Origin of the sequence: Beggiatoa alba B18LD, from assembly GCF_000245015.1 — a bacterium.
Classification (GTDB): Bacteria; Pseudomonadota; Gammaproteobacteria; order Beggiatoales; family Beggiatoaceae; genus Beggiatoa; species Beggiatoa alba.
On record NZ_JH600070.1, the window covers coordinates 3,823,624 to 3,845,877 of the forward strand.

A 22,254-nucleotide genomic window follows, 5' to 3' on the forward strand; every position below is an offset into this window, starting at 1 on the left:
CGGTTTCATTTGCTCTAAAATCTTGCCCTAAGTGATGTTGATGTCATTGCTTAGGGTTTTTCTTTTAGAACGCTGTTTCATCATCTACAAGGTTAAGTTTTAAGCCTGTAAAGACGGAGTCGTCTTTATGTTTGTTGACCAGTGGCTCGATTTCGTCTAACACTTGTTGTCCTTTAGGAGTCGGATATAAACAACTTTTCTGAACAAAGAGGAATCCACGTTCACAAAGTTCTGTTTCGTCTAGGTTGAGTATTTGGGTTAAGCGGTAGGCTCTACTTGGTATCGGTTCTTTCATGATTGTCTCTCTTGAGTTGGGTTAATGGGTTGTTCACTTAATAGCGCATCAATTTGTGTTCTTGCTAGGGTTACCATTTGTTCATGGGGAAGTATTAAAGCCTGTAATTCTTCATCATCATCAACGTCAGACTTTCTTAAATAGCCTACTTTTTCCATGTTATCCCCTAATGTTTCTAACAACCGCCCAAAAATGGCTATTTCTAAATAGGGGTTATCACTGCATGTTTTTACTTCTATTAATATTTTTAGCCGTTCAACTCCTACCCTAGTCTCCGTTCTATAATGTTCACCTCGAAGAAGCCCCGCTTGATACTGTAACTCTGCGTACTCATCTATAACGGCTTTCAACTTTTCCCTTGTGAGTGTTTTCGCTTTAATCATGGTTCAACCCTCATTTGGTATTAATCGCCCTTCACTGTCTTCTACTAATAGCCCCATGTCGAGTAAGTCTTGTATCGAGTTATCGGTTAGTATTAAGTCCATCAGTAACACTTTTTCAGGTTCAGTTAATGTGGTGTCAGGGTCACTTGTACGAGTGTGTTTTGTTGTGGGGTCACTCGTACAAGTGAGGTCGAACACACTCGTATGAGTGGGGTCTAGTTGTTTGAGTGTTTCACGTCCTTTATGGGTAGCGATTAAAAATCCTATGCCAACTTGTTTTAAAAGTCCTTGTTCTTTCAAGGCTTCAGGGGTTGTTTGTAGGTGTCTGCACAGCTCCGTTGCTGTATTTGATAGCGTCATCATTGCATTCTCTCCATCATTTCGTAGTCATCAAGAACCCTTGTTCTTGTGTTGTCTTGCCAAATTTCAGAAGGGTACAAATTAAAGTATTTAGCCAGTGCTAAACGAACCGCTCGCGCCCCTTTTCCGTTTAAACTTTGGTAAAGAATTTCGCGCGATGTTTGAAAGTATTGCGCTGCTTCTTCCATCGTGCCGAACTCCCCCCGTAGTTCTTCTATCATCGTTACTTTGTTCATAGGGGATTTCCTACGTATAATTGAGTGTGAGTGTAATTGCTTACGCTTACATTCAGTTGTTTTTAAAAAACCATTGTTTTATTTATTAAAATATCTGTAAGTGTAATTGCTTACGCTTACATTCCACTAAATCAGGTAATTACCTAATTTAGCTCTATAATTTAATGTAAGTGTAATTGCTTACGCTTACATTCCACTAAATCAGGTAATTACCTAATTTAGCTCTATAATTTAATGTAAGTGTAAGTGCTTACGCTTACAGTTATAGAATAGGTATATTTGAGTAATATGTCAAGCACAAATGAGAATATAAATATTGGTAAAAGACTTCTTTATTTAAGAGAGTCTAAGGGATTGAATCAGGAAGAAATTTCTGACTCTGTCGGTATATCTTTGCGTGCATATCAAAACTATGAAAGGGGAGAAAGAACGATAAGCAAGGAACTCATACATGCTTTATTAAGCACGTATGGGGTTGACCCTGTATGGCTTCTAACTGGTGACGGGAACATGTATAGAAATGAAAAACCAGCCCCACGAACCCAAGCCATAGTCGAAATGATAGAAAGCCTCGACGATAGTCAGAAGCAAAAAATTTATGCTGTTATTGAGGACGCGAAACAGTTCACCGAAATGAAAAAACAAATTAAACAGCTTAACCAGCTATTAGGCACAATGAAAACTGCTTAGATAAGGAAGTAAGAAAATGCGTTTAGTAATCACAATGTATCCTGATGATGAAGATGGTGGTTGGGTAGTCGAATGTCCTGCTATTCCTGGTTGTATTAGTGAAGGCGATACTAAAGAGGAGGCTTTAGAGAACATTCAAGAAGCGATAGTACTTTGTTTAGATGTTCGTAGGGCAAAAGGGATGCCTTTAATAGTGGAAACCTATGAAATTGAGGTAGCCGCGTAATGCCTAAACTTCCATCAATGACAGGTTTAGATATTGTGCGGATTTTTAAAAAATTTGGGTGGCAAGTAGATAGGCAAGCGGGTAGTCATATCATTATGACGAAAGAAGGGAGTTTAGTTACTTTATCCATTCCTAATCATGACCCTGTAAAAAAGGGGACTTTAAGAGCTTTAATCCGTGTTGCTGGTTTAACTGTTGAGGAGTTTATTAAGGCTTAAATTTAATCAAGTGGATTAAGTGCGAAACGACTCACCAAATCGCAGAAGGCTATATCAAGACAGCAAGATTTTTCTACCCCCTACCCTGATTCGTTCTGAAAGGTCAGTAACACAAGCGCGACCCGTATCAAGAAAAATCATGCTGTCATGATATAGCTTGACCGTGTGCGTAAGGCTGAAAGTAAAAAGACAAGATAAAAGAACACTCACTTTACAAAGACGGAAGATAAAATACTAAACCCCAAAAACCCATTTATAAAAATGTAAGGTCTTGAAAAACATTAAGATAATTACATTTTTTCCTTGTATTGCACCCTCTAAAGTGTTAAAATATAAGCGTTATCAAAGAGTAATAACACTTTTTAGAGGTTCATATCATGCACGCTACCGCCAAGAAAAACGTTAGAATCCCTGTTGACCGTATCGACGAAGTTTTAGAGTACCTAAGCATAGTTGCACCTGAACAAGGCGAGGAAGCGTTAAATATACTTGCTAAACATGTCGGAAAGGAACGCCAAAAGAAACCTGTTCAATTGACCTTAATCAAAAATGAGGAAATCACCCCTACCGAACCGACGGGACAATTGAATGTTGTGGAATCTCCGCAGGTGGAAACGTTAAAAACGGAATTAGCGGAAAACCGCGAGGAACTGGAGACCGTTCAGGAAAAACTCGAGCAGGTCAGAACGTTGATAACGTCATTTAAGGAAAAGGCTCACCCGACCTCGCCCCGCTGGCAACACGCCCGTGTTTTATTGGCTGAACTTGAAAAGCTAGTGAACCTACCAGCCTGCGAAAAGACTCAATAAGAAAATTAGGGTGGAAAGGATAAAACTACTCCATAGAAGAAGCCTCATTGCGAAAATGTCTTTTTCCATATGAGAAATATAAATATGCTCAAGACTAAATTCATATTTTTCAAAAAATTCCATTAAATGGACATCTGTACGTATTTTATGCCGAATTTTTAAAAAGTCCTCATGAAACTTTGCCAACTCTTCAGGAGTCATATAGCCATCTAATTCTTCAGCCTCAGTTTTTTTGAGTGTGTATTCATTTCTTTTACTCCTCTAAAACTGAACCTATCAGTTTATCGACTGCCTTAATTAAATCTAAGCCTTTTTGAGTAGGAACGGTAAAAAGTAGGCTTGACTCAAAATCGACTTTTACTAATCCCTGTTCGATGAGCCTTTCTAAATTTGTGTGTTCTTCTGCTCCCATAATTTGCGCAATACGAGAAACTTTTTTATTAATCATATTGATGCCTATAACTTCGGTAAGGGTGGATTAATTAAAGGGGTAGGTTTGTTTGTGTGTTGGAGAACGCACGCGCTTATCGTGAGGATTCGCCCATTTAACCGAACAGAGCGAGCATCTAGGGGTTGAACTCGATGACCTTTTGCGAGTAAATCAACGAGGCGGCGAGATATACAAGTGGCTGACTCAGCGAAAATATAATTGTAATTACTGCCAAACCTAGACCCGCCCACGAGAATATATTCTTCTGATAGTGTTAATTTTTTCTCTATACCCTCCGTTTTAGCCTGTTGTAGTTGTTCTTTAGCGGTTTTATCAACGACAACGTCACCACTTCCCAAGTAGCCAAAAGCGGAAGAAACCAGCCAAATAATGAAGAAAATAAGGAAGATAAAAAGAAAGAGTTTGAAGGGCATTCTGGGCTTTACGGTATCCACGACGGTGGATTTATAGAGTTTAAATGCCTGTTTATCGAATTTAACCCGCTTACCGTATTCTTTATTGACGGGTTTTAGTTTGTCGTCAGAGGCGTAAACGCTGTAACGTTCAAGCCTTGAATAGGGTAAACCGAAAGGACGAACCAGCCGAAAATACGCCCCGCAGTGTTTTCTAATGTGGGTATCTAAAAGTTGGGCTGATTGGGTAATAAAATAAAAGTCATGTCCATCGTGTCGATGAGTCTGTAAATACTTTAAAAATTCAGAGGGGGGCTTGCGATAGTTACGTTCAGAGGGGAAAAAATGTTGAGCCTCATCCACCAAAAGAACCGCGCCAGCGGGTAGCCAGTCTCGAATATTGCCGTAGGAACTCTCTGAATAAACGACGGGAAAAGCCTGATTTTGATAAGCCACGACATCGCCAAGCCCATCAAAGCGGTGAATTTTTTCGTCTAATTCTAAAATATCAGGGTAAACTTCAAAAAATTCAGGGGTTAAATCGAAGTTTAAAAGATAAATAGGGCGTTTAGATTTGGCTAAGTCTTTGATAAGTGTACCAACAATATAATTGGTTTTTCCTGAACCCGCTAGACCCGCGATGATATGGACTGTCATGGTGTTGGACTCGTTGGATTTTTAACGATAGACCATTTATAAGCGGATTTAACCACGTAGGCACTAGAGATTAAGGCTAAGTTAGTCATAACGCCTAAGTAGTCGAGCATTGCCGCCATAGAAATCAGTAAGCCCGCGTTATCGAGTTGATTTAAAGCGAGGTTAATTTTATCCATGACCATATCACTTAGGGCGTTAAATCCCTTGTAGGTTGCGATAGATAGACCGAAGACGGTGAAGAATCGCATGATGAAGAAGTTGAATAAGCCTTCCCAAAGTTTCACGGTAAAGAGCTTATTAAATAGGGCGGCTAGTAACTCACTCATGATTTAAAGATAATTCCCTGAACGGTTAATATTGTGGAAATGTACAATAAAATTTTTAGGATTAATAACGTTGTACAAGCGTAAGAGAAATCGATAACGACTTCACCGCCATACATAGGTATCTCGACTTTTTCACGGAGTGGGCAAGAGCCAGCGGAGAAGTTAGGGAGTTGAATTAAAGTAGAAACATCAATAACGGTCGAGATTTTATCTTGTTCAAGTTTGTACTTTTCTATCTCGGTTTCTGGCTTAAAATCAGAGACTTTTAACGAGTCTTTGTAGGTTTTTTCTAGTCGTTCAATGGCTTCTTTAGTCGCACCGCTTGAACTTTCAAAGAGTTCTTTTAAGGTATCCGCGCGGAGTGCTGCTACAAGAGCGGCTGTTTGAGCGGCGAGACCTGCTTCAATCGCGACGGTTTGGGCGAGTAACCCTGATTCTATTGCTAAAGTTTGTCCTGCCATAGCGGCTTTATCAGCTAACGCGGCGGCCCCAATAGCCCCGACTATTGCGGTTGTTGATAGTGTAATCGCTAGGCTATGGTCGACTTCATCGTTAAGCGTCTCTAAAAGCGTTTTAATGTCACCTAAAAGCGCGTGTGTCACCGTATCGCGGACGTTACAGGGGGGAGTGCCATCGATACCACACGGGAAGTTGTTAGAAACGCCCCCAGAGGAACAAGAGGATGTCGGGGAGGTAACGGGGTTTAAGTTGTAACGACAAAGTGTCGTGCCTGTTGAAACGCCTGATTTAACGTATTGGCAACCGTTCTGACAAATCGATGTATCTATAACGGTATTGGGGTCTAATTCGCTACCCGTTGGAGTAACTGGACACGGTAAATCGAGCGTTGGTTTAGCGGTTTCATAGTCACACTCTTTCGGTTCTGTTGTTGCGCTGGCTTTAGAAAGGGGGTTAGTACAATATTGGTCAGCTTCACACCTGTCTAAAATCGGAATATTAGAGCCTGTAGGTTTAAAAAAACGGTTTAAGACGACTTTATCTTGTTCATCTTCTTTAATAACGAAGCCGTTGGTTAATTCATCAGGAGCGACGACGTAGGAGCCGCCGTTGCACCCATTGCCCAAGTAGTTACAGATAACCGCATCAGCGTCCTTTCCTTCACAATTTCCATCAAGCGCACCGCACCGCATGATACGGAATTCTTTATAAGTCATTTCCCAGTCATCAGGACAGAATTTAACTGAACCCGATATTTTAGAATCTGATTGAGTGCAATCAGCCCCCGTACCATCATCATTATTATCATCAGGGTTATCAGGGTCATCATCATCATTATTGTTGTTATCGTCGTCGTTATTACCCTCATCATAATCAGGCTCACAGGGGTAGCTATCACACACCATAGAGCACATGGCATCTTTGTATTTACAATCACAGTTAGTGTACCAAGGAGCATTATCAATAACCTGATAATCAGGGGTACAAGAGCAATACGGCGCACCATTAGGATTTACAGAACTGTGAACCCCAATAAACCCATTATTACAATCACGTTTATCAACACAACCCTCCTCGAAAAGCTGTTCATTGTAGGGAAGACTTTCACAGTAACGGGATGGAAAAGCGGTGGAAGCATCACAGGTTTTTAATTTGTAACGACAAGCGGAATCAAAAACGGTCGGAGGGGGGACAGGCTCACAATAGGCTTCTGCATAAATGCCTTGATAGGTAAATTGAGTATTTGCCTGCCAATTTAAAAAGGTTTGTCCAATATCAGATAGTGGAAAATTAGAAGGTTTAGGGGAACTAGAAAATTTTGTTGTCGTAGAGGCTTCTAAATAGTTAGGATTAATATGATTCTCTTGTAAACATGAGTATAAATAAGAGCCTAGCGTAAAATCTTTATTGGTGAAAATATGCTCACAGGTGTGATAAACACGAAATTCTTCTACTTTGGATTGACAAGCCGAAAAATTAGATTGCAAATCAGCACGAGCCAAACTAGCCCAAAAGAGGAAAAAAAGGAAGATTAGCAAGCGCATGATTTGCAATGGTTAGTTAGTTACAGAGCACCACGAACATATTTAAATACGGCAATCACTGCCAATAAGGAAATAGCTGCAGTAGCAATCGATACGATAGCAGGAGCACCTGCTTTTAATTGGTCAACAATATCGGTAACAGTGATATTCGCAACTAAGGCAGCGGCTTGTGCATCAGTAACCATAAATAGAATGGGTAAGACAGTTAATAAAAATAAAAGTACACGTCTAACTTTCATAATAGTTTCCCTATTACTAAGAAAATGAAAACAATGGCAAACAATAAATATGAAGCCTCAATAATTTGATTAGCTTGTGCAATATCCATTATTTACCCCGAACAAATGGCAACCCTAAAAGGAGAGCGGCCCCACAACTAAGCATTACCCCTAAATAAATAAAGGGATAAATGTGTTGTTCAAATGTTGCAGACTCAACGAAAACAGGCTCGACTAAGTCACCAAAGACAGAGGCATAAGCCACAAAGCCATAGGGTGCAGAGAGGGCATAAATACAGTTTTGTGTGTCTCTGTGTTCAGTGGCATAGAGGGAACAATAAGAAACGTCAAAAGTATTAAAGCGTTGAGTGCAAATAGTAAAAAGTGCATTAGTCACTTGTTCATTAGTTAAACCACCCCGTACCAATGAACAGGCGGAAGCTGGTAGGGAAAACAAGAATAAAACAAGGATAATGAAGGGTTTCATTAGGCAACTTTAGCGGGAATAGCGGGAGGAATAACCCCAGTAAATTTTTTATCGTCTTTGGGTACAACTTCATATTCTCGCTTAGGTTCTTCAGCTAAAGTGCGAAAATCAGAAGCGGAAAGTTGACGGATAAATTGCACAGACTCTAAAACGGAAACGGGAATAGCTTTTCCATTCTTGTCTTTTTTGGAGGAGTTGAAAAAGTCACAATTGGCTAAGAAGGGGACTTTATCAGCGTATTGAGAGACTAAGTTATATTCGCAATCACCCTCCATTGCTCCTTGAGCAAGTGCACGGTCAGAACCAACTTGAAAAAATTGTGCTTTAGACCATGTACGAACTTTGTCTTGTCCCGGTTCCTTGTCAAATTGCCCACCTTGAATTTTAAAAACGATTACTAACATGTCTTAACCCTCTAGTCTTGGTAAAAAGTAACCCGACGGAATAACCGCAGGTTTTATCGATAATTCATGACGACGTGCATAGTCCATTGATTGCGGGGTGTAGGGTGAAGCAACATCAACCCCGACAGTACGAAGAATTTCAGAGCGATGACGGTAAAAAGTGCGATTACTGGGCAATTTAGCCCCATGTGTCCAACGCAGATAAGTCAACCATGCAGGACGACTTAATTGATTAACAGAACTTAAGCTAGTGTCACGAATAACAACAGATGCAGATTCGGTAAAAACCTTATCTAATTCTTTAGGATACTCCATAATTGCACCCAAATAGCGAAGACCAGATTGCGTTAAATAGCGTTGTCTTAAACGTAGTTCATAACGTAATACACCGTTATCCGTTAGATAGTTTAATAAATTCAAGTAATAAGGTTCTTTGCGTTTTAGTTCATTAACTTTGCGTTTAGCAAATTCAATTGCCTTGTTATAAACCACGCCAGAACGGTATTTACTGGTTAAACCATAATTAACGGTTTCTATGGTGTCTGATGAGCCATTAATTTGAGTTCTCATTCTTGTAGGCTTTAACGAAGCCAGATAATGCAGATATTCTTCAGCAAGTTCAGGACTACCCAGCGCAAAATTTTGTGTTAAATCAATTCTTGATAAGGTTGCACCCGTCCACACGCGCAATAAATGCAATTCCTTAGAACGTCGGTATCTCACTTGTCTAAAATAATCTTCACCCGCAGTAAACGGCGGTAATTCAAAGTCATTGACCAGCAAGTCATTTAATTTTTTAATGGTGTCAACGAAAGAATAATTAAAAACGTTATCGTGACGACCAAAGACCCCGACATTGCCAGAGACAGAAACCGTACAACCATCAGAACGAATCATTAAGCGAGTATCATAACTACCTTCATGAACCTGATGTTTTTCAGTGTAATACTCAATATTGCCATCAGAATCTAAATAAACCACCATACCCGAATTAATGACTTTTACAGAATTAAGCCCATGACGTTGGGAGATAGTGACCCAGTCGCAAAAGGGCTGAAACTGAATAGGCGTTAATTTAAGGGATTCTTGTGTTTGCATCATCATGAATATACTTGTAACAAATGTGGATAACGGATTCAATTAACTACTAAAAATTTGCCATTTTTGACGCTAACTTTACGTATTACTAACACGTAAGAGGGGGGGGAGGGGGTACAAATGAAAGGGGGGCGGGGGTGATGACAAGCATCAAACCCCGCCCCCCTGTTTTTTAAAAAATTTATTGTCCAGCCCTTTGTCTTTGAATACGATGTAAAACTTCTTGAGAAGTTGTTACTTTGGGCTTATTGGTAGGCGCTTCTAAAACTTTTTGATTGCGAACAACTTCACCTTTAACAGGTTTTTCTATTTGTTGCTGTTCACGCTCTCGATATTCACGTTCGATTTTTTTCCGCATGAAGATAGGCAACAGGTAAAAGAACGCGCCAAAAGGCATTAAGAACACAATGCAAAGTAGCCAAATATAACGTTGTCTAACAACAGCATGAATAGTGGCATAAATCGTTAAACCTACCAATAATAAACTAGGCAAAATAAGGATATAAAAGAAAATAGAGTTAAAAAAAAGGTAGCCAGTCATTTAATTAACGCCTTAATAAACATAACTGATGGAATAGCAACATAAAAAATTAGGAAATAGATAAACATTACAAGCAGTAAGTAATAACTTCGCTTTGGATAATTAGGCTCTTCAGTCGGTTCATAACTTGGGTCATAAGAACGTTTTTTATCGGTAGTAGCCATTTTTTAACCTCATGTAATTATAAGACTATTCAATAGTTACATGAGTTTAATGATTTTTCAAGTTGCTTATATTATTATTCAGTATCTTTAAGTGCTGATTTATAGGTGTAATACATTGATTATAAAGGATTCCCAAGCTGATAGCGTGGGTTCGATTCCCATCACCCGCTCCATAGTGTTTTCAAGGGCTTATGCTCAAAAGAAAACGGCTACGCTACCTTTTTGTCTGCGTTTTTTGCAAATTTTTCGCTCAGTGTTTTAATCGGTTATTCCTCTTCTTTTTCCCTTAAAAAAATTTCATAGTGAGTCTGTAATCGTTCTAATGCTAACGCCGTATGTTTTAGGTTTAGGTGTGCATAGCGTTTAACCATGCTTAACGTTTTATGTCCCAATATGGACGCTATCGTTAAATGGTTTTCTCCGTTCATTGCTAAGTAACTCGCCGCTGTATGTCTGAGGTCATGGAAACGGAAGTTTTCTATATTTGCCCGTCTTACGGCTGTTCTGAACGCGCTAGAGATTAATATCGGTGTATTGGTTCTAATACTTTGGAATAGGTAGGCTTTATCTAATGCTTGGGTTTAACGTTGTAAGTCCTTAGTTAAGAACTTTGAACGGACTCTTGAGAATGCTAACGCTAAACTGAAACTGTGTTTTATCAGACTCGTGATTAAACAACTCGCTTCTTTTTAAACATTTCAAATCGGTTCTATAAAACGATTTAATAACACATTGAGACAGCAAGTCAGTCGCTTAGTTCGCAAAACCTTATCCTTCTCTAAGAAATTGCAAAATCACGTAGGGGCTATCATTTTTTTCATTAATCATTACAACTCATCCTTACCTGTTTAGCACTACCAAAATTTATAGTGTTTTGTGAAAAAAATATAGTTGTGCGAAAATATGATAAAAATTAGTTTTTTAAGATGAATAAACGTTAACTTAGGTTGTAAGCGTTAGTAAAGTATTATAAAAACTTGGTGTTATAGATTTTAAAAAATATAATTTCATTGTTTTATACTTAAACATTAGACTTAATTATTTTAAAATTTAAAGTTTTTAATAAACGCATATTTTTTGATTTTAAAAATTTTATTTGCGAGTTGTGATAATAAACAGAGACTGGAGACAAGTTATGTATAGTCAATTAAACATAGTTGACTTGTTTTGTGGTTGTGGTGGATTTGGCTTAGGGGCTGAGTTAGCGGGATTTCATACAATCGCAGCTGTAGATATAGATTCAACATTGCAATCTGCTTATAAGTATAACTTTCCAAATACTTATGTAATTAATGGTGATTTATCAAAAATGAGTCATAATTCATGGAGTTTTCTTAATAATCAAAATATTGATGTGGTAATTGGTGGCCCTCCTTGTCAAGGTTTTAGTAGAATGGGAATAGGTGATTTAAATGACCCTAGAAGAACATTAATTAATGATTTTTTTAGACATATAAATATTCTTCTGCCAAAGTTTTTTGTTATGGAAAATGTGGAAGGTTTATTAGATAAAAAACATTTTGAGGTGTTGAATCAGGCTATTGAAAGTTTAAATAAAAGATATAGGGTTTTACCCCCTTTTATAGTAAACGCCTCAGATTTTGGAGTACCTACTAAAAGAAAGCGGGTTTTTGTCATTGGTTATGATAAAAATACAGTAGAACCTATTGAAATAAACCTTTTTTCTGTACAAAATAAGCAGGTGACAGTACAGGTAACAGTAAAAGACGCGATTTCTGATTTACCCAGTCCCCTAAAAGAAAATAGTCATAAAACAGAGTTTGGTTGGAAAGCTTATAAAACATCGCAAAATTTATCTGACTATGCACAGCAAATGAGAAAAATGCCAGCTAAACATTTAGGTAATATTGAAGCACGGCAAAAGTTAGAACAGAATTTAACATCTGGACATTTTAATACACATCATATGAAAGTTGTTCAAGATCGTTATGTTGCTTTACAGCAAGGTGGGATAGATCAGATAAGCAAGTCAAAACGCCTAGAATGGAGTGGCTTATGTCCAACTTTACGGGCTGGTACTGGTTCAGATAGAGGTAGTTATCAAGCTGTTCGTCCAATTCATCCAGATGAACCTAGAGTTATTACTGTTCGAGAAGCAGCTAGATTACAGGGATTTCCCGACTGGTTTTGTTTTCATCCAACGAAATGGCATAGTTTCAGAATGATTGGTAATAGCGTTTCACCATTAGTCAGCTTTCATATTATGAGACTCATCAAAGCAAAGTTGACACAGGACTATATTAAATCAATTGAGGAAATATTTTGAGTACAGAATTATTAGATACTATTTCAGTTCCTACTGGCATTGATAAAGAATTTATTGAGCGAATTTTAACAACAGATGTTGAATTGACTGATGCACTATTTGAGTTAATTGATAACTCAATTGATTCTGCTAGGAATGATATTGTTTCTACTACTGATTATCATAAAGATGAGTATGGCTTACCTAATGACTATCACGAATATCAAATAGATTTAAAATTATCTAATAATGAGATTTCTATACTGGATAACTGTCAAGGTTTTTTTAGTGAGGAAAATTTATTAAATGATGGTGCATTTATAACGGGAAAACCATCTCGCCATAAGTATGGTATTGGCTCTTATGGCTTAGGTTTAAAACGTGCTTTACTCAAAGCTGGTTCAAAGTTTGAGCTAATTACAGATAACGGTAAATATGAATACAGAGCAGCGGCAGATAGTGCCTTATCAAACGAACAAAATTTGCAGTTTAAACGATATCCTACTACAGGAGAAAGAAAAACTTTATTTGTTATAAAAGATTTGAAATCAGAAACTAAATATCAGATAAAGGATATCTCATGGTGTGATAACCTAATAGAGCAAATATCAATTAGATATGCCATTTTTATAAAAAAAGGTCTCCAAATTAACCTGAAGATATGTACTAACAATATTGATACAGAAATAACTATAAAGCCACTAGTACCTAATCTAAGATCACCATCTACTAAAGATAGCAAAATACCGTATCGCTCTGAATCTTTGCCTTTCAAGCAGTTTAAAGCTTATTTTGATGTTGGTGTTCATGAGAATTATAGATTTGCGGGTGAGTCTGATCATAATACGAGCTTGAATAAGAAATTAACTAAGTTTTTTGGTATCTATTATATTTGTAATGACCGCGTTATTGTTGATCGTAGTACATCACCAATATATGGTTTTTCTACATCAGTATTTCATTCTGAATATAATGGTTTCGTGTGTATCGTGCGTATGATTGCAGAAAACCCATCAGATTTACCTTGGAATACAGATAAGACTGATGTTAAGCGAAATAGCCCTGATTTTCTCAAGTTAAAAAAGAAAGTAGAAGAGTTATCTAAAAATTATCGTGCAGATGCTAAAAAGGTCATTAATATTTGGAAAAATCTAAAAAAAGAAGAAAATATAACTGAGGATGAAAAAAGTACTAATTTCCATAAAGAAATTGGTTTACCCCTTAGTACCTCTCTTGAGTTTCAAGAAAATACACTACAGGAAGGAAACCCGTCTGTAACGGAAACTCAAAAAAAACCAACTAAGAAAAAACGTAATATTCAGAGAAAACACACAAAAGACGAAGCAACATTATTGCCTAATAAATTTCCATCATCACCTAGTATGATATTAAACAACTTAATTATTGAAGGAAGAAGTTTAAAAATAAAGGAATTACCTCACACCTCCTGTATGTTATATAGAGGTTTATTTGAAACTGCCCTAAAGTATTTTATAAATAAGTCTAAAAATAACCAAAAAGTACTAGATGCTCATAACTCTTCCATGCAAGAAGAGAAAAGAAGAAAACAAGACGTTGACGGTGAAATGATAAGAAAATGGCTACCAAATAATAAAGAGGTTTTCCCGCTTACACATAGAGGTGCTTTATATACAAGTATGAATAAGCTAATCAATCACTATCAAAAACTTAATGGGATAGTGCATGGAAATCAAGTTGTAACCGAAGTAGAAATAATAACAATTAGAAATGATACTCTTGAGTTACTTGAGTTTTTTGTGAGTTTTGAATTAAGTAAAGATGATTAGGTGTTTTTTGTTGAGACTTACTTACTAAGTAGTAATTCACTAATTTTATTATCTCAATATTGTTTAAATCAAATATCTTTTATTCTTTACATAATCTGAATTTGACAAATTTAATTTAAAAAATCTCACTGAACTTAGATAGGTTAGACGACATTAAAGAACCTTCCAGCCATTTCAATCTGGAAGGTTTTTTTATGGTTAAGATTAGGAGTTAAAACCCCGCTTTCCCCAATAATCCCTTAATTTCAGGGTAGGCATAGACAGGGCCATTTTTGCACACGAATGTCCCGCCGATTTGGCAGTGTCCGCAGTGTCCGACAGCACATTGCATGTTGCGCTCCATGCTTAAGTAAATCGATTTTTCTAACATGCCTTTTTCTATCAAGTGCACGGTTGCGGATTGCATCATGCCTTCAGGGCCGCACATCATGGCGATGGTGCGCTCGGAGCGGATTTCGACTTCTTCAATCACTTTAATTCTGGGGCTGACTTGCCAGTGCCAATTAACTGACCCCGCTGTTGAGGCAACTAGAACTGTTGTATCAGGGAGGGTTTGCCATTGGCGGTAGTGGTCTTCCCAGATGAATTCGTCAACGTGTTTGACTTTTTGCACAATCGTCAGTTTGCCGAAGCGTTGGCGACGACGGAGCATGTAGTTAATCACGGAGACAACAGGGGCACAGCCTAACCCGCCTGAGATAATGACAACGTCTTGCCCTTCTGCTTCTCGTAATGGCCAGCCTCGCCCAAAAGGGCCACGGATGCCGATGCGTTGCCCTGCTTTGAGTTGGGAAAAGCCTTTAGTGACCCGTCCAACGCGGTTAATCGTATGTACGAGCAGGTCTTCATGTTCAGGGTCGGAGACGATGGAGATAGCAACCTCGCCCACGCCGTATAAGTAGAGCATGTTGAATTGCCCAGGGTGGTAGGTGTAGTTTGCATGGGCTATCGGGTCGGTTAGGCGTAGGTGTAGGGTAAAAATCGTTTTTGATTCTTGGATAAATTTAACGATTTCCGCTTCTTGAGGAAAATATTGGTTGTCTAAGATGGTGTTGGCAAAGCTTTGTTGGGGCATGGTGGTTTCCTCCGTTTTTAGGCGCAAATTGCGCTAACTTCTGCCGTGAAATCAATTCCAACGGGACACCATGTAATACAGCGTCCACAGCCAACACAGCCACTGCGTCCATATTGTTCGTGCCAACTGCCGAGTTTATGGGTCATCCATTGGCGGTAGCGGAAGGTCGTACTGTCGCGTAAAACGAAGCTGTGCATGTAGCTGTGTCCTGCGGTAAAACAGGAGTCCCATTGTCGATAGTGTTCGCTGTGTGTGCCTGTGATGTCGGCTTGTTCGCCTTCACTGTGACAGAAGCAGGTAGGACAGACGGAGGTGCAGCTGGTACAGGATAAACAGCGTTTTGCGACTTCTTCCCAGTGGGGATGGTCTAAACGGCTGAAGAGGGTCGCTTGCAAATCGCGGGAAGGTAGTCGACGGGTTTGCATAGCTATTGCGGTTTGGGTTTGTTGTTGGGCTTGTTGTTGTTGGGCTTCACTGACAGGCGTTTGTGGGAGTTCTGCAAGTAAAGCGCGTCCTTTTTCGCTTTTAAAGCGGAGAATAAAGCCGTCATCTAGTTCTGTTAGGGCGATGTCGTAGCCTGAGGTGACATTGACCCCATCGCCTGTGGAGTGACAGAAACAGGTATCAGCACTGCGGGCGCAGTCAACACCAATGAGGAGCAGACTGCGTCGGCGTTTGCTGTAGTAGTTATCGGCATATTCTTTGTAACAGAAATGTTGGTCTTGCAGTTGTAAAGCGGCTAAATCGCAACCGCGTACCCCAATCACGGCAGTGGGTTTGGGGTTGGGTAAGGTTTCAACAAAGTTGAGTTTGCCTGTCGCGTCACGGCTGACTGTCCAGAGGGTTTCGCGTGGGGCAAAAGTCAGCGGTTTGAGGGCTTGCGCTCCTGTTGCCCATGCAAAGTAACGGGGATTATCGTTGTGTTCTAGGCAGTAACGTCCTGCGCTTTGAATGTCTTGATAGCCACGTGGTAAAGCGTTGACTGCCTCAGTTGCATCAGCGGGAGCGGTATCAAAAACAATGGTATGGTCGCGTACTTGGGGGATAACGCATTGATAGCCCGCTTGTTGTAGGACTTTAAACAATAAATGCAGTTGGGTATGGGGTAAATAGATAAGTAAGTCTTGATTACGCATGGGCGGAGTTCTCCTGAGAAGCTTGTATCTGATTCATGTCTATTGCTTGTAAATCAGTGTGTAGTGCTTCGATTAACAGTTCCATCGCTTGAGCAACAGGGGGACTTAATGGGGCGTGTAGGGCGGTGGGCTGGCAGGTATTAATGTCGATGTCAATGCCGTAGAAACGTAGGTAGCGCGGTTGCCAACCAAGTTGTTTAGCAAGTTGCACAGTGTTTGCGACATCAAAGCCATGACTAGATAAATGGTTAGGTAGCTGACAAATGGCATCAACGCCTTGCCACTCTCTGCATGTACCGATAGATAAGGCTTCGGAATGCAACGCATCAACGATAATAACGTGTTCCCTATCACGCAAAATTGGCAATAGTTCCCGACTGGGCGCGCTACATTGCACATAATCGGCAAGGCTTGGCGCGATTTGTTCTAGGCGTTCAACCACAAACCAGCCCAGTTGGTCATCGCCAAACGGTGAACCAACCCCCACGACACAGACCCTTGCTGTGTGTTCAGCTTGCATGGCGTGTTATATTCAATTTAAGAAAATGTGTTGCACAGGAAATGCACGGGTCATAATTACGCACAATCATTTCAGCCCGTAAACGCAATGCTTCATCGCTATGCTGTAAGCCCATTTCCTCCAATGAATCGCGCAAATCCTCTTCAATACGCATTTGATTCTGACTGGTTGGCGGAACAATCTTGCAAGAAATCACTTCCCCCCGTTCATTTAATTCCCAACGTTGCCACAACATCCCACGTGGGGCTTCTGTACAACCATAGCCCACCCCAGCGCGGGGCGTAATATCAACATAAGGACGTTCAGGCACTTGATAATTTTCTAAAATCCGTAAGGCTTCCAACAAAGCAAAATGCACCTCAACCGCCCGCGCGACAATGCTATGGAAAACGTTTTGACTCGGAAAACGAACCGCTGTTTGCTCCACATTAAAACGCACCGCAGCGGGCAACTGTGCATAATTCAAATTCACCCGCGCCAAAGGGCCCACTAAATAAGACTGCTCATTGCCTTGAGCATTACGTAAAGTAGAATGCAATGCCGTCGAATGCGGGACATGTAACTCAGTGAAATACTGCTCATAATCCGCAATTGCGATATCTAACCCATCACTAGACACTAACCGCCCTTCGTTAAACGGATACTCTTGCGCGTGACGATTACAAACCGTTGTAAATGACTGATGATAATCAGGTAATGCCAACGATGCCGTCCAACGGACTAAGGCTTCTGCATCGGGCAAGGCTTCTAAAATCTTCTGTTTTAACGCCGACATCTGCGCAACAGTTGGCGCGTGATAAAAACCACCCACCCGCACCCCAACAGGATGCACCGACCGCCCGCCCAATAAACGAATAATATCATTACCAATATGTTGCAAGCGTAACCCACGTTTTAACGGCTCGCCATACTGCCCCGCCATCTCTAACGCACTTTTAAAGCCTAAAAAATCAGGCAAGGCTAACAAATGAATATGCAAATTATGACTTTCTAACCACTCCCCACAATACAACAAACGGCGCATTTCCCGCGCCCAAGGCGAGATATTCACCTGAAAAATTGACTCAATCGCATGAACCGCACTCATCTGATACGCAACGGGACAAATCCCACAAATTCGCGCCACAATATCAAGCACCTGCTCAAATGTTCGCCCCTCTAAAAACTTCTCAAAATAACGCGGTGGCTCAAAAATCCGCAATTTTAAATCCGTAATTTTGCCATCCTTCACCACCAAATCGAGACCCCCCTCCCCCTCTACTCGAGTTAAAGCAGGCACGGTAATGGTTAAACTGCGCTGACTGGTCGAAACGGCTGAAAAAGTAGAATCACTCATAAATTCTTAGCCTCCTGAGTGGCTCGCGCAAACGCGGGAGATTGATTATTAAACAACGCAAACCGCTGAGAAATTACCGATGGACTCACTCCAAGCAGCTGAAACTGCTGGATTAATGCCTGCGTATTCACATTCTCCGCAGGCCCATAACATGCATAACAATCCCGTGACTGATGCGGACACAACACCCCGCACCCCGTGCGCGTTACCGCCCCCATACAAGGCAATTGCTGTGTCACCATCACACACGCCTTACCCGACCGCTTACACTCCGCGCATAACTTATCTTGGTCACGCGGAGGCTCTACCCCAAACAACAACGCTCGAATCGCACTTAACAACTGAAAACTATTAATCGGACAACCCTGTAACTCAAAATCCACTCGCACATGCTGGGCTAAAGACGTAGCCGTTGCCAACGACTCAATCGCCTCAGGATGCTGATAAACGGCACGAGTCCATGCAGGCACATCCTGCCCATTCCGCAACGCCTGAATCCCACCAGCAATTGCACACGCACCGATAGCGATTAAATAGCGACTATTCTGACGCACAGCTTTAATCCGCTCTGCCTCCTCAGGTGTAGAAATACTCCCTTCTACAAAGGCAATATCGACTGCTCGTTCAGGCTGATTCGCCCCAGCCTCCACAAAATGCACAATATCGACCAACTCAGTGAGTTTAATCAACGTTTCTCCCAAATTTAAAAACGCCAACTGACAACCATCACAGGAACTAAACTTATGCACTGCAACCGTTGGTCGCTCATACTGAGACTGCAACCTCGTCATGACACTCATTGTCACGCCTCCTTTTAGATGATTTACACTAAAATACAGACTTATTATGTACAGGATTCACGCAGAGAACTTTAGGAAAGGTTAAGTTTTTTCTTGTATTTCATCAGTTCACTTAGAAAAAATTATTATCTCACCTGCTAAAATAATAATACGTTTAAATAAGGCTTTTAATTAAAAGAAAATGGACTTAAAAAATTATTTACAAAAATTTACCCATCTTGGCATTGATAAAAGTAAACGGAAAACCATGGGCGGAGATGCCCCCCATAAACCACTGTTATTGCTCTCTATTATAGAACTGATAAACAAAGGACAAATTCAACAAAATCAGATAACACTCAGTCCTGAACTTATCGCCACCTTTAAAGAAAATTGGTTACTATTAGTGACAACAAAACATACCTGTCAATTGATATACCCTTTTTTTTACTTAAAAAATGATGGTTTTTGGCAATTAATTCCGAAACCAGATTGCACACAAGAATTACAAACCGTTGTTCGTTTTAGTTTTAATAGCTTAAATGCAATAGTGGCGTATGCTGAGTTAGAGTCTGATTTATTTCAGCTTTTACTTAATCCAAATAGTCGCTATGAGTTACAGCATTGTTTATTAACACAATACTTTCCTGAAACCATGGCGTTATATCTGAACAAAGCACAGAATAAAAATAATTATTTAGAACAATTAGAAACAAAGATGATTCAAGAATCAGCCACTGAATATCGAATTGCGTCTGAAGCCTTAAAAGACGAAGAAGAGATTTTTTTACGTAGCCAGACTTTTAAAAAGCTGATTCCGCGTTTATACAACGATACTTGTTGTATCTCTGGCTGGCGGTTGGACAACCTATGGAATTTACAGATGATAGATGCTTGTCATATTATCCCTTTCAGTATTTCACATGATGATACGGTCAGTAATGGGATTGCTTTATGTCCGAACCTGCATCGAGCATTTGATAGAGGATTATTGACGATAGACAATGATTTTAAAGTAAAGATTTCGCCTTATTTGGCTGAAAACACCAATACAAATTATGGTATTAAACAATTTGCCAATCAGGCGATTTTATTGCCAAGTGATGCTTTATTTTATCCCCGATTAGATAATTTAAAGTGGCATCAAGAAAATGTGTTTAGAGCATAACTCACGAAATCAACAGTCGTTATTATTCCACCCACTGCAACACTACCCCCGCCAGTGGTGGCAATGTTAATTCAATACTATACGTTTCGCCCATCCATGCGATAGCTTCTGCGGTTAATTCGCCATTTCCTACATTACTACCTTGATAATATTCGGAATCAGAGTTGAAAATTTCTTGATACGTTCCCGCTTGCGCAACGCCAATGCGGTAATGATGGCGCGGGATAGGGGTGAAATTTAAGACGATGATTAATTGTGATTCGCCTGCACAGCGTTTATAGGCTATCACTGATTGTGCGCTGTCGTGGCAGTCTATCCATGCAAAGCCTTGGCGGTCAAAATCTAATTGATGGAGTGCTGGAGATTGGCAATATAAGTGATTTAAATCTTTGACTAAGGTTTGTATGCCTTGATGATAGGGGATGTTTAATAATTCCCAATCTAATGCCCGCGATTCGCTCCATTCACGCCCTTGTGCAAATTCACAGCCCATGAATAATAATTTCTTGCCTGAATATGTCCATAAATAGGTATATAGCAAGCGTAAATTCGCAAATTTTTGCCACGTATCGCCCGCCATTTTGTCCAATAGTGAGCGTTTTCCATGGACAACTTCATCATGGGAAAAAGGTAACACAAAGTTTTCACTAAAGGCGTAAAGCATTCCAAAGGTTAGCAATTGATGGTGATAACTTCGATAAATTGGGTCTTGGCTGAAATAATTAAGCGTGTCGTGCATCCAGCCCATATTCCACTTCATGCTAAAGCCTAAACCGCCAACCCATGTCGGACGGGTCACTTGCGCCCAACTGGTGGATTCTTCAGCAATCATTAGAGTGCCGATACATTCCGCATGGGTAATGCTGTTTAATTCACGTAAGAATTCAATGGCTTCAATATGTTCATTACCGCCGTAAGCATTGGGCAACCATTCACCTGCTTTGCGGGAGTAGTCTAAATATAACATTGAGGCAACAGCATCGACACGTAAGCCATCAATATGAAATTCTTTCAGCCAATACAGGGCATTGGAGATTAAAAAACTGCGCACTTCATGGCGGGCATAATTAAAAACGTATGTCCCCCATTCTTTATGCTCGCCTTTGCGTGGGTCGGCGTATTCGTATAGGGCTGTGCCGTCGAATTGGGCGAGTCCGTGCGCATCTTTGGGAAAATGTCCCGCGACCCAATCTAATAACACGCCGATTTGATGTTGATGGCAGTAATCGACGAAGTAGCGGAAGTCGTCAGGTGAACCAAATCGGCTGGTTGGGGCATAAAATCCCGTGACTTGATAACCCCATGAAGGGTCATAAGGATGTTCGGCAATGGGGAGTAATTCGATATGTGTAAAGCCTAATTCACGCACATAAGCGACTAAACGCGGGGCTAATTCACGATAAGATAAAAATTCGCCTGTTTCTGTGCGTTGCCATGAGCCTAAATGTACTTCGTAGATACTCATAGGACGCTTTAGCCATTGATTTTGTGCGCGTTCTGCGAGCCATTGTGCATCTTGCCATTGGTGTTGCGTTGGCGGAACAACATAGCAAGCGGTGCGGGGACGTTGTTCTAAACCTTGCGCGTAAGGGTCAGCTTTTAATGTAATTTGCCCTGTTCCACGCTGACGAATTTCAAATTTATATAAACTTTCAACGGGTAAATCAGGGATAAATAACTCCCACACGCCACTATTGCCCCGTACCCGCATCGGGTGCACGCGCCCATCCCATTGATTAAAATCACCAACAACACTCACCCGTTCTGCATGAGGCGACCAAACCGCAAATAAAACGCCTGTAACACCGTCGATAATGCGCGGATGCGCCCCTAAAAACGTATAAGCATGGCGATGTTTCCCTTCATTAAACAAATGCAAATCAAATTCGCTTAATTGTGGTGGAAAACAATAAGGGTCATATTGCTCATGCCATTGTCCCAACGTATCGCACCAACGAATTTTATAGATACTTGATACTGCATGAGGATTGCCCACCCATTCAAAAAAATCGGTATTTTCTAAACGGGTTAATGCCAATTGCGCGGGTAAAATCTGCACCACTTGCGCCTGTGGTAACAACACGCGGATAGAACACTTTTTACCCTGCACATGCCGTCCTAAGACTGCAAACGGGTCATGATGTGACGCAGATAAAATCCGCTGAATATCCGTTGTGATTCCTGTCGTCATGGCAATGAATCCATCCC

At 40.3% G+C, this 22,254-nt stretch carries 27 protein-coding genes and 1 pseudogene; 8 read left to right on the forward strand and 20 right to left on the reverse strand.

Annotated elements, in window-relative coordinates:
- Positions 1 to 64 precede the first annotated feature (64 nt).
- The 4 genes from BEGALDRAFT_RS15705 to BEGALDRAFT_RS15720 are packed head-to-tail and all read right to left on the reverse strand — an operon-like array spanning position 65 to position 1,274.
- Complete coding sequence (locus tag BEGALDRAFT_RS15705) at positions 65 to 295, reverse strand: hypothetical protein (protein WP_002691676.1); 231 nt, start codon at positions 293 to 295, stop codon at positions 65 to 67.
- Positions 292 to 645 carry a hypothetical protein gene (locus tag BEGALDRAFT_RS15710; RefSeq protein WP_157237612.1) on the reverse strand — a complete coding sequence of 118 codons (354 nt, stop codon included), beginning with the start codon at positions 643 to 645 and terminating at the stop codon, positions 292 to 294. The genes BEGALDRAFT_RS15705 and BEGALDRAFT_RS15710 overlap by 4 nt, the downstream gene beginning before the upstream one ends.
- A 36-nt stretch (positions 646 to 681) precedes the next feature.
- A complete protein-coding gene (locus BEGALDRAFT_RS15715) occupies positions 682 to 1,041 on the reverse strand; it encodes a nucleoside/nucleotide kinase family protein (protein ID WP_002691679.1) in 360 nt (119 codons plus the stop codon).
- Entirely contained in the window at positions 1,038 to 1,274 is a 237-nt protein-coding gene (locus tag BEGALDRAFT_RS15720; RefSeq protein WP_002691681.1) for a hypothetical protein, read from the reverse strand. Before BEGALDRAFT_RS15720 ends, BEGALDRAFT_RS15715 begins: the two co-directional genes overlap by 4 nt.
- 288 nt (positions 1,275 to 1,562) lie before the next feature.
- Here BEGALDRAFT_RS15720 and BEGALDRAFT_RS18525 point away from each other — a divergent pair, with 288 nt between their 5' ends.
- From BEGALDRAFT_RS18525 to BEGALDRAFT_RS15740, 4 genes are all read left to right on the forward strand, one after another.
- Entirely contained in the window at positions 1,563 to 1,964 is a 402-nt protein-coding gene (locus BEGALDRAFT_RS18525; protein ID WP_002691683.1) for a helix-turn-helix domain-containing protein, read from the forward strand.
- A gap of 16 nt (positions 1,965 to 1,980) precedes the next feature.
- Positions 1,981 to 2,190, forward strand: a complete 210-nt coding sequence (locus BEGALDRAFT_RS15730) for a type II toxin-antitoxin system HicB family antitoxin (RefSeq protein ID WP_002691685.1) — start codon at positions 1,981 to 1,983, stop codon at positions 2,188 to 2,190.
- A complete protein-coding gene (locus tag BEGALDRAFT_RS15735) occupies positions 2,190 to 2,408 on the forward strand; it encodes a type II toxin-antitoxin system HicA family toxin (RefSeq protein ID WP_002691687.1) in 219 nt (72 codons plus the stop codon). Before BEGALDRAFT_RS15730 ends, BEGALDRAFT_RS15735 begins: the two co-directional genes overlap by 1 nt.
- 377 nt (positions 2,409 to 2,785) lie before the next feature.
- Positions 2,786 to 3,217 carry a hypothetical protein gene (locus BEGALDRAFT_RS15740; RefSeq protein WP_002691688.1) on the forward strand — a complete coding sequence of 144 codons (432 nt, stop codon included), beginning with the start codon at positions 2,786 to 2,788 and terminating at the stop codon, positions 3,215 to 3,217.
- Between the two features lie 253 nt (positions 3,218 to 3,470).
- On the opposite strand, the gene BEGALDRAFT_RS15745 is transcribed toward BEGALDRAFT_RS15740, so the two are convergent.
- The 10 genes from BEGALDRAFT_RS15745 to BEGALDRAFT_RS19000 all read right to left on the reverse strand — a co-directional run bounded on the left by BEGALDRAFT_RS15745 (position 3,471) and on the right by BEGALDRAFT_RS19000 (position 10,503).
- Positions 3,471 to 3,665, reverse strand: coding sequence for a hypothetical protein (locus BEGALDRAFT_RS15745; RefSeq protein WP_002691691.1), 195 nt, complete (start codon positions 3,663 to 3,665; stop codon positions 3,471 to 3,473).
- Between the two features lie 8 nt (positions 3,666 to 3,673).
- Entirely contained in the window at positions 3,674 to 4,717 is a 1,044-nt protein-coding gene (locus BEGALDRAFT_RS15750; protein WP_002691693.1) for a zonular occludens toxin domain-containing protein, read from the reverse strand.
- Positions 4,714 to 5,043, reverse strand: coding sequence for a DUF2523 family protein (locus BEGALDRAFT_RS15755; protein WP_002691695.1), 330 nt, complete (start codon positions 5,041 to 5,043; stop codon positions 4,714 to 4,716). Before BEGALDRAFT_RS15755 ends, BEGALDRAFT_RS15750 begins: the two co-directional genes overlap by 4 nt.
- Entirely contained in the window at positions 5,040 to 7,046 is a 2,007-nt protein-coding gene (locus BEGALDRAFT_RS15760; RefSeq protein WP_002691697.1) for a hypothetical protein, read from the reverse strand. The genes BEGALDRAFT_RS15755 and BEGALDRAFT_RS15760 overlap by 4 nt, the downstream gene beginning before the upstream one ends.
- 20 nt (positions 7,047 to 7,066) lie before the next feature.
- Positions 7,067 to 7,285, reverse strand: a complete 219-nt coding sequence (locus BEGALDRAFT_RS15765; protein ID WP_002691699.1) for a major capsid protein — start codon at positions 7,283 to 7,285, stop codon at positions 7,067 to 7,069.
- A gap of 88 nt (positions 7,286 to 7,373) precedes the next feature.
- A complete protein-coding gene (locus BEGALDRAFT_RS15770) occupies positions 7,374 to 7,751 on the reverse strand; it encodes a hypothetical protein (RefSeq protein ID WP_040295003.1) in 378 nt (125 codons plus the stop codon).
- Positions 7,751 to 8,155 (reverse strand): hypothetical protein, encoded by a 405-nt coding sequence (locus BEGALDRAFT_RS15775; RefSeq protein ID WP_002691703.1) that lies wholly within the window; start codon positions 8,153 to 8,155, stop codon positions 7,751 to 7,753. Before BEGALDRAFT_RS15775 ends, BEGALDRAFT_RS15770 begins: the two co-directional genes overlap by 1 nt.
- Before the next feature lie 3 nt (positions 8,156 to 8,158).
- A complete protein-coding gene (locus BEGALDRAFT_RS15780) occupies positions 8,159 to 9,259 on the reverse strand; it encodes a phage/plasmid replication domain-containing protein (RefSeq protein WP_002691704.1) in 1,101 nt (366 codons plus the stop codon).
- Between the two features lie 175 nt (positions 9,260 to 9,434).
- Positions 9,435 to 9,794 (reverse strand): hypothetical protein, encoded by a 360-nt coding sequence (locus tag BEGALDRAFT_RS15785; protein WP_002691707.1) that lies wholly within the window; start codon positions 9,792 to 9,794, stop codon positions 9,435 to 9,437.
- A 430-nt stretch (positions 9,795 to 10,224) separates the two neighbouring features.
- Positions 10,225 to 10,503 (reverse strand): tyrosine-type recombinase/integrase, encoded by a 279-nt coding sequence (locus BEGALDRAFT_RS19000; protein ID WP_081484202.1) that lies wholly within the window; start codon positions 10,501 to 10,503, stop codon positions 10,225 to 10,227.
- 166 nt (positions 10,504 to 10,669) lie between these two features.
- Between BEGALDRAFT_RS19000 and BEGALDRAFT_RS19010 the strand changes: the two are divergent.
- From BEGALDRAFT_RS19010 to BEGALDRAFT_RS15795, 3 genes and pseudogenes are all read left to right on the forward strand, one after another.
- Positions 10,670 to 10,810 (forward strand): annotated as a pseudogene (locus tag BEGALDRAFT_RS19010) (IS1 family transposase); the annotation flags it as partial.
- A 283-nt stretch (positions 10,811 to 11,093) separates the two neighbouring features.
- Positions 11,094 to 12,245 carry a DNA cytosine methyltransferase gene (locus tag BEGALDRAFT_RS15790; RefSeq protein ID WP_002691711.1) on the forward strand — a complete coding sequence of 384 codons (1,152 nt, stop codon included), beginning with the start codon at positions 11,094 to 11,096 and terminating at the stop codon, positions 12,243 to 12,245.
- Entirely contained in the window at positions 12,242 to 14,032 is a 1,791-nt protein-coding gene (locus BEGALDRAFT_RS15795) for an ATP-binding protein (RefSeq protein WP_002691713.1), read from the forward strand. The genes BEGALDRAFT_RS15790 and BEGALDRAFT_RS15795 overlap by 4 nt, the downstream gene beginning before the upstream one ends.
- A 211-nt stretch (positions 14,033 to 14,243) precedes the next feature.
- Here BEGALDRAFT_RS15795 and BEGALDRAFT_RS15800 read toward each other — a convergent pair whose 3' ends face one another.
- Genes BEGALDRAFT_RS15800 through BEGALDRAFT_RS15820 form a run of 5 tightly spaced genes read right to left on the reverse strand, consistent with a single transcriptional unit; the run spans position 14,244 to position 18,899 of the window.
- On the reverse strand, positions 14,244 to 15,107 hold the full coding sequence (locus BEGALDRAFT_RS15800; RefSeq protein ID WP_002691715.1) for an FAD/NAD(P)-binding protein: 864 nt from the start codon (positions 15,105 to 15,107) through the stop codon (positions 14,244 to 14,246).
- A 17-nt stretch (positions 15,108 to 15,124) separates the two neighbouring features.
- Positions 15,125 to 16,243 carry a 4Fe-4S dicluster domain-containing protein gene (locus tag BEGALDRAFT_RS15805; RefSeq protein ID WP_002691717.1) on the reverse strand — a complete coding sequence of 373 codons (1,119 nt, stop codon included), beginning with the start codon at positions 16,241 to 16,243 and terminating at the stop codon, positions 15,125 to 15,127.
- Complete coding sequence (locus BEGALDRAFT_RS15810) at positions 16,236 to 16,763, reverse strand: hydrogenase maturation protease (RefSeq protein ID WP_002691719.1); 528 nt, start codon at positions 16,761 to 16,763, stop codon at positions 16,236 to 16,238. Before BEGALDRAFT_RS15810 ends, BEGALDRAFT_RS15805 begins: the two co-directional genes overlap by 8 nt.
- On the reverse strand, positions 16,753 to 18,099 hold the full coding sequence (locus tag BEGALDRAFT_RS15815) for a Ni/Fe hydrogenase subunit alpha (RefSeq protein WP_002691721.1): 1,347 nt from the start codon (positions 18,097 to 18,099) through the stop codon (positions 16,753 to 16,755). The genes BEGALDRAFT_RS15810 and BEGALDRAFT_RS15815 overlap by 11 nt, the downstream gene beginning before the upstream one ends.
- Positions 18,096 to 18,899: an NADH-quinone oxidoreductase subunit B family protein gene (locus tag BEGALDRAFT_RS15820; protein ID WP_002691723.1), complete on the reverse strand. Its 804-nt coding sequence runs from the start codon at positions 18,897 to 18,899 to the stop codon at positions 18,096 to 18,098. The genes BEGALDRAFT_RS15815 and BEGALDRAFT_RS15820 overlap by 4 nt, the downstream gene beginning before the upstream one ends.
- Positions 18,900 to 19,080: 181 nt before the next feature.
- On the opposite strand from BEGALDRAFT_RS15820, the gene BEGALDRAFT_RS15825 reads away from it, so the two are divergent.
- Complete coding sequence (locus BEGALDRAFT_RS15825; RefSeq protein WP_002691725.1) at positions 19,081 to 20,046, forward strand: HNH endonuclease; 966 nt, start codon at positions 19,081 to 19,083, stop codon at positions 20,044 to 20,046.
- Positions 20,047 to 20,068: 22 nt separating this feature from the next.
- Here the strand turns inward: BEGALDRAFT_RS15825 and glgB are convergent, their stop codons facing one another.
- Entirely contained in the window at positions 20,069 to 22,237 is a 2,169-nt protein-coding gene (gene glgB / locus BEGALDRAFT_RS15830; protein WP_002691727.1) for a 1,4-alpha-glucan branching protein GlgB, read from the reverse strand.
- Positions 22,238 to 22,254: the final 17 nt, after the last annotated feature.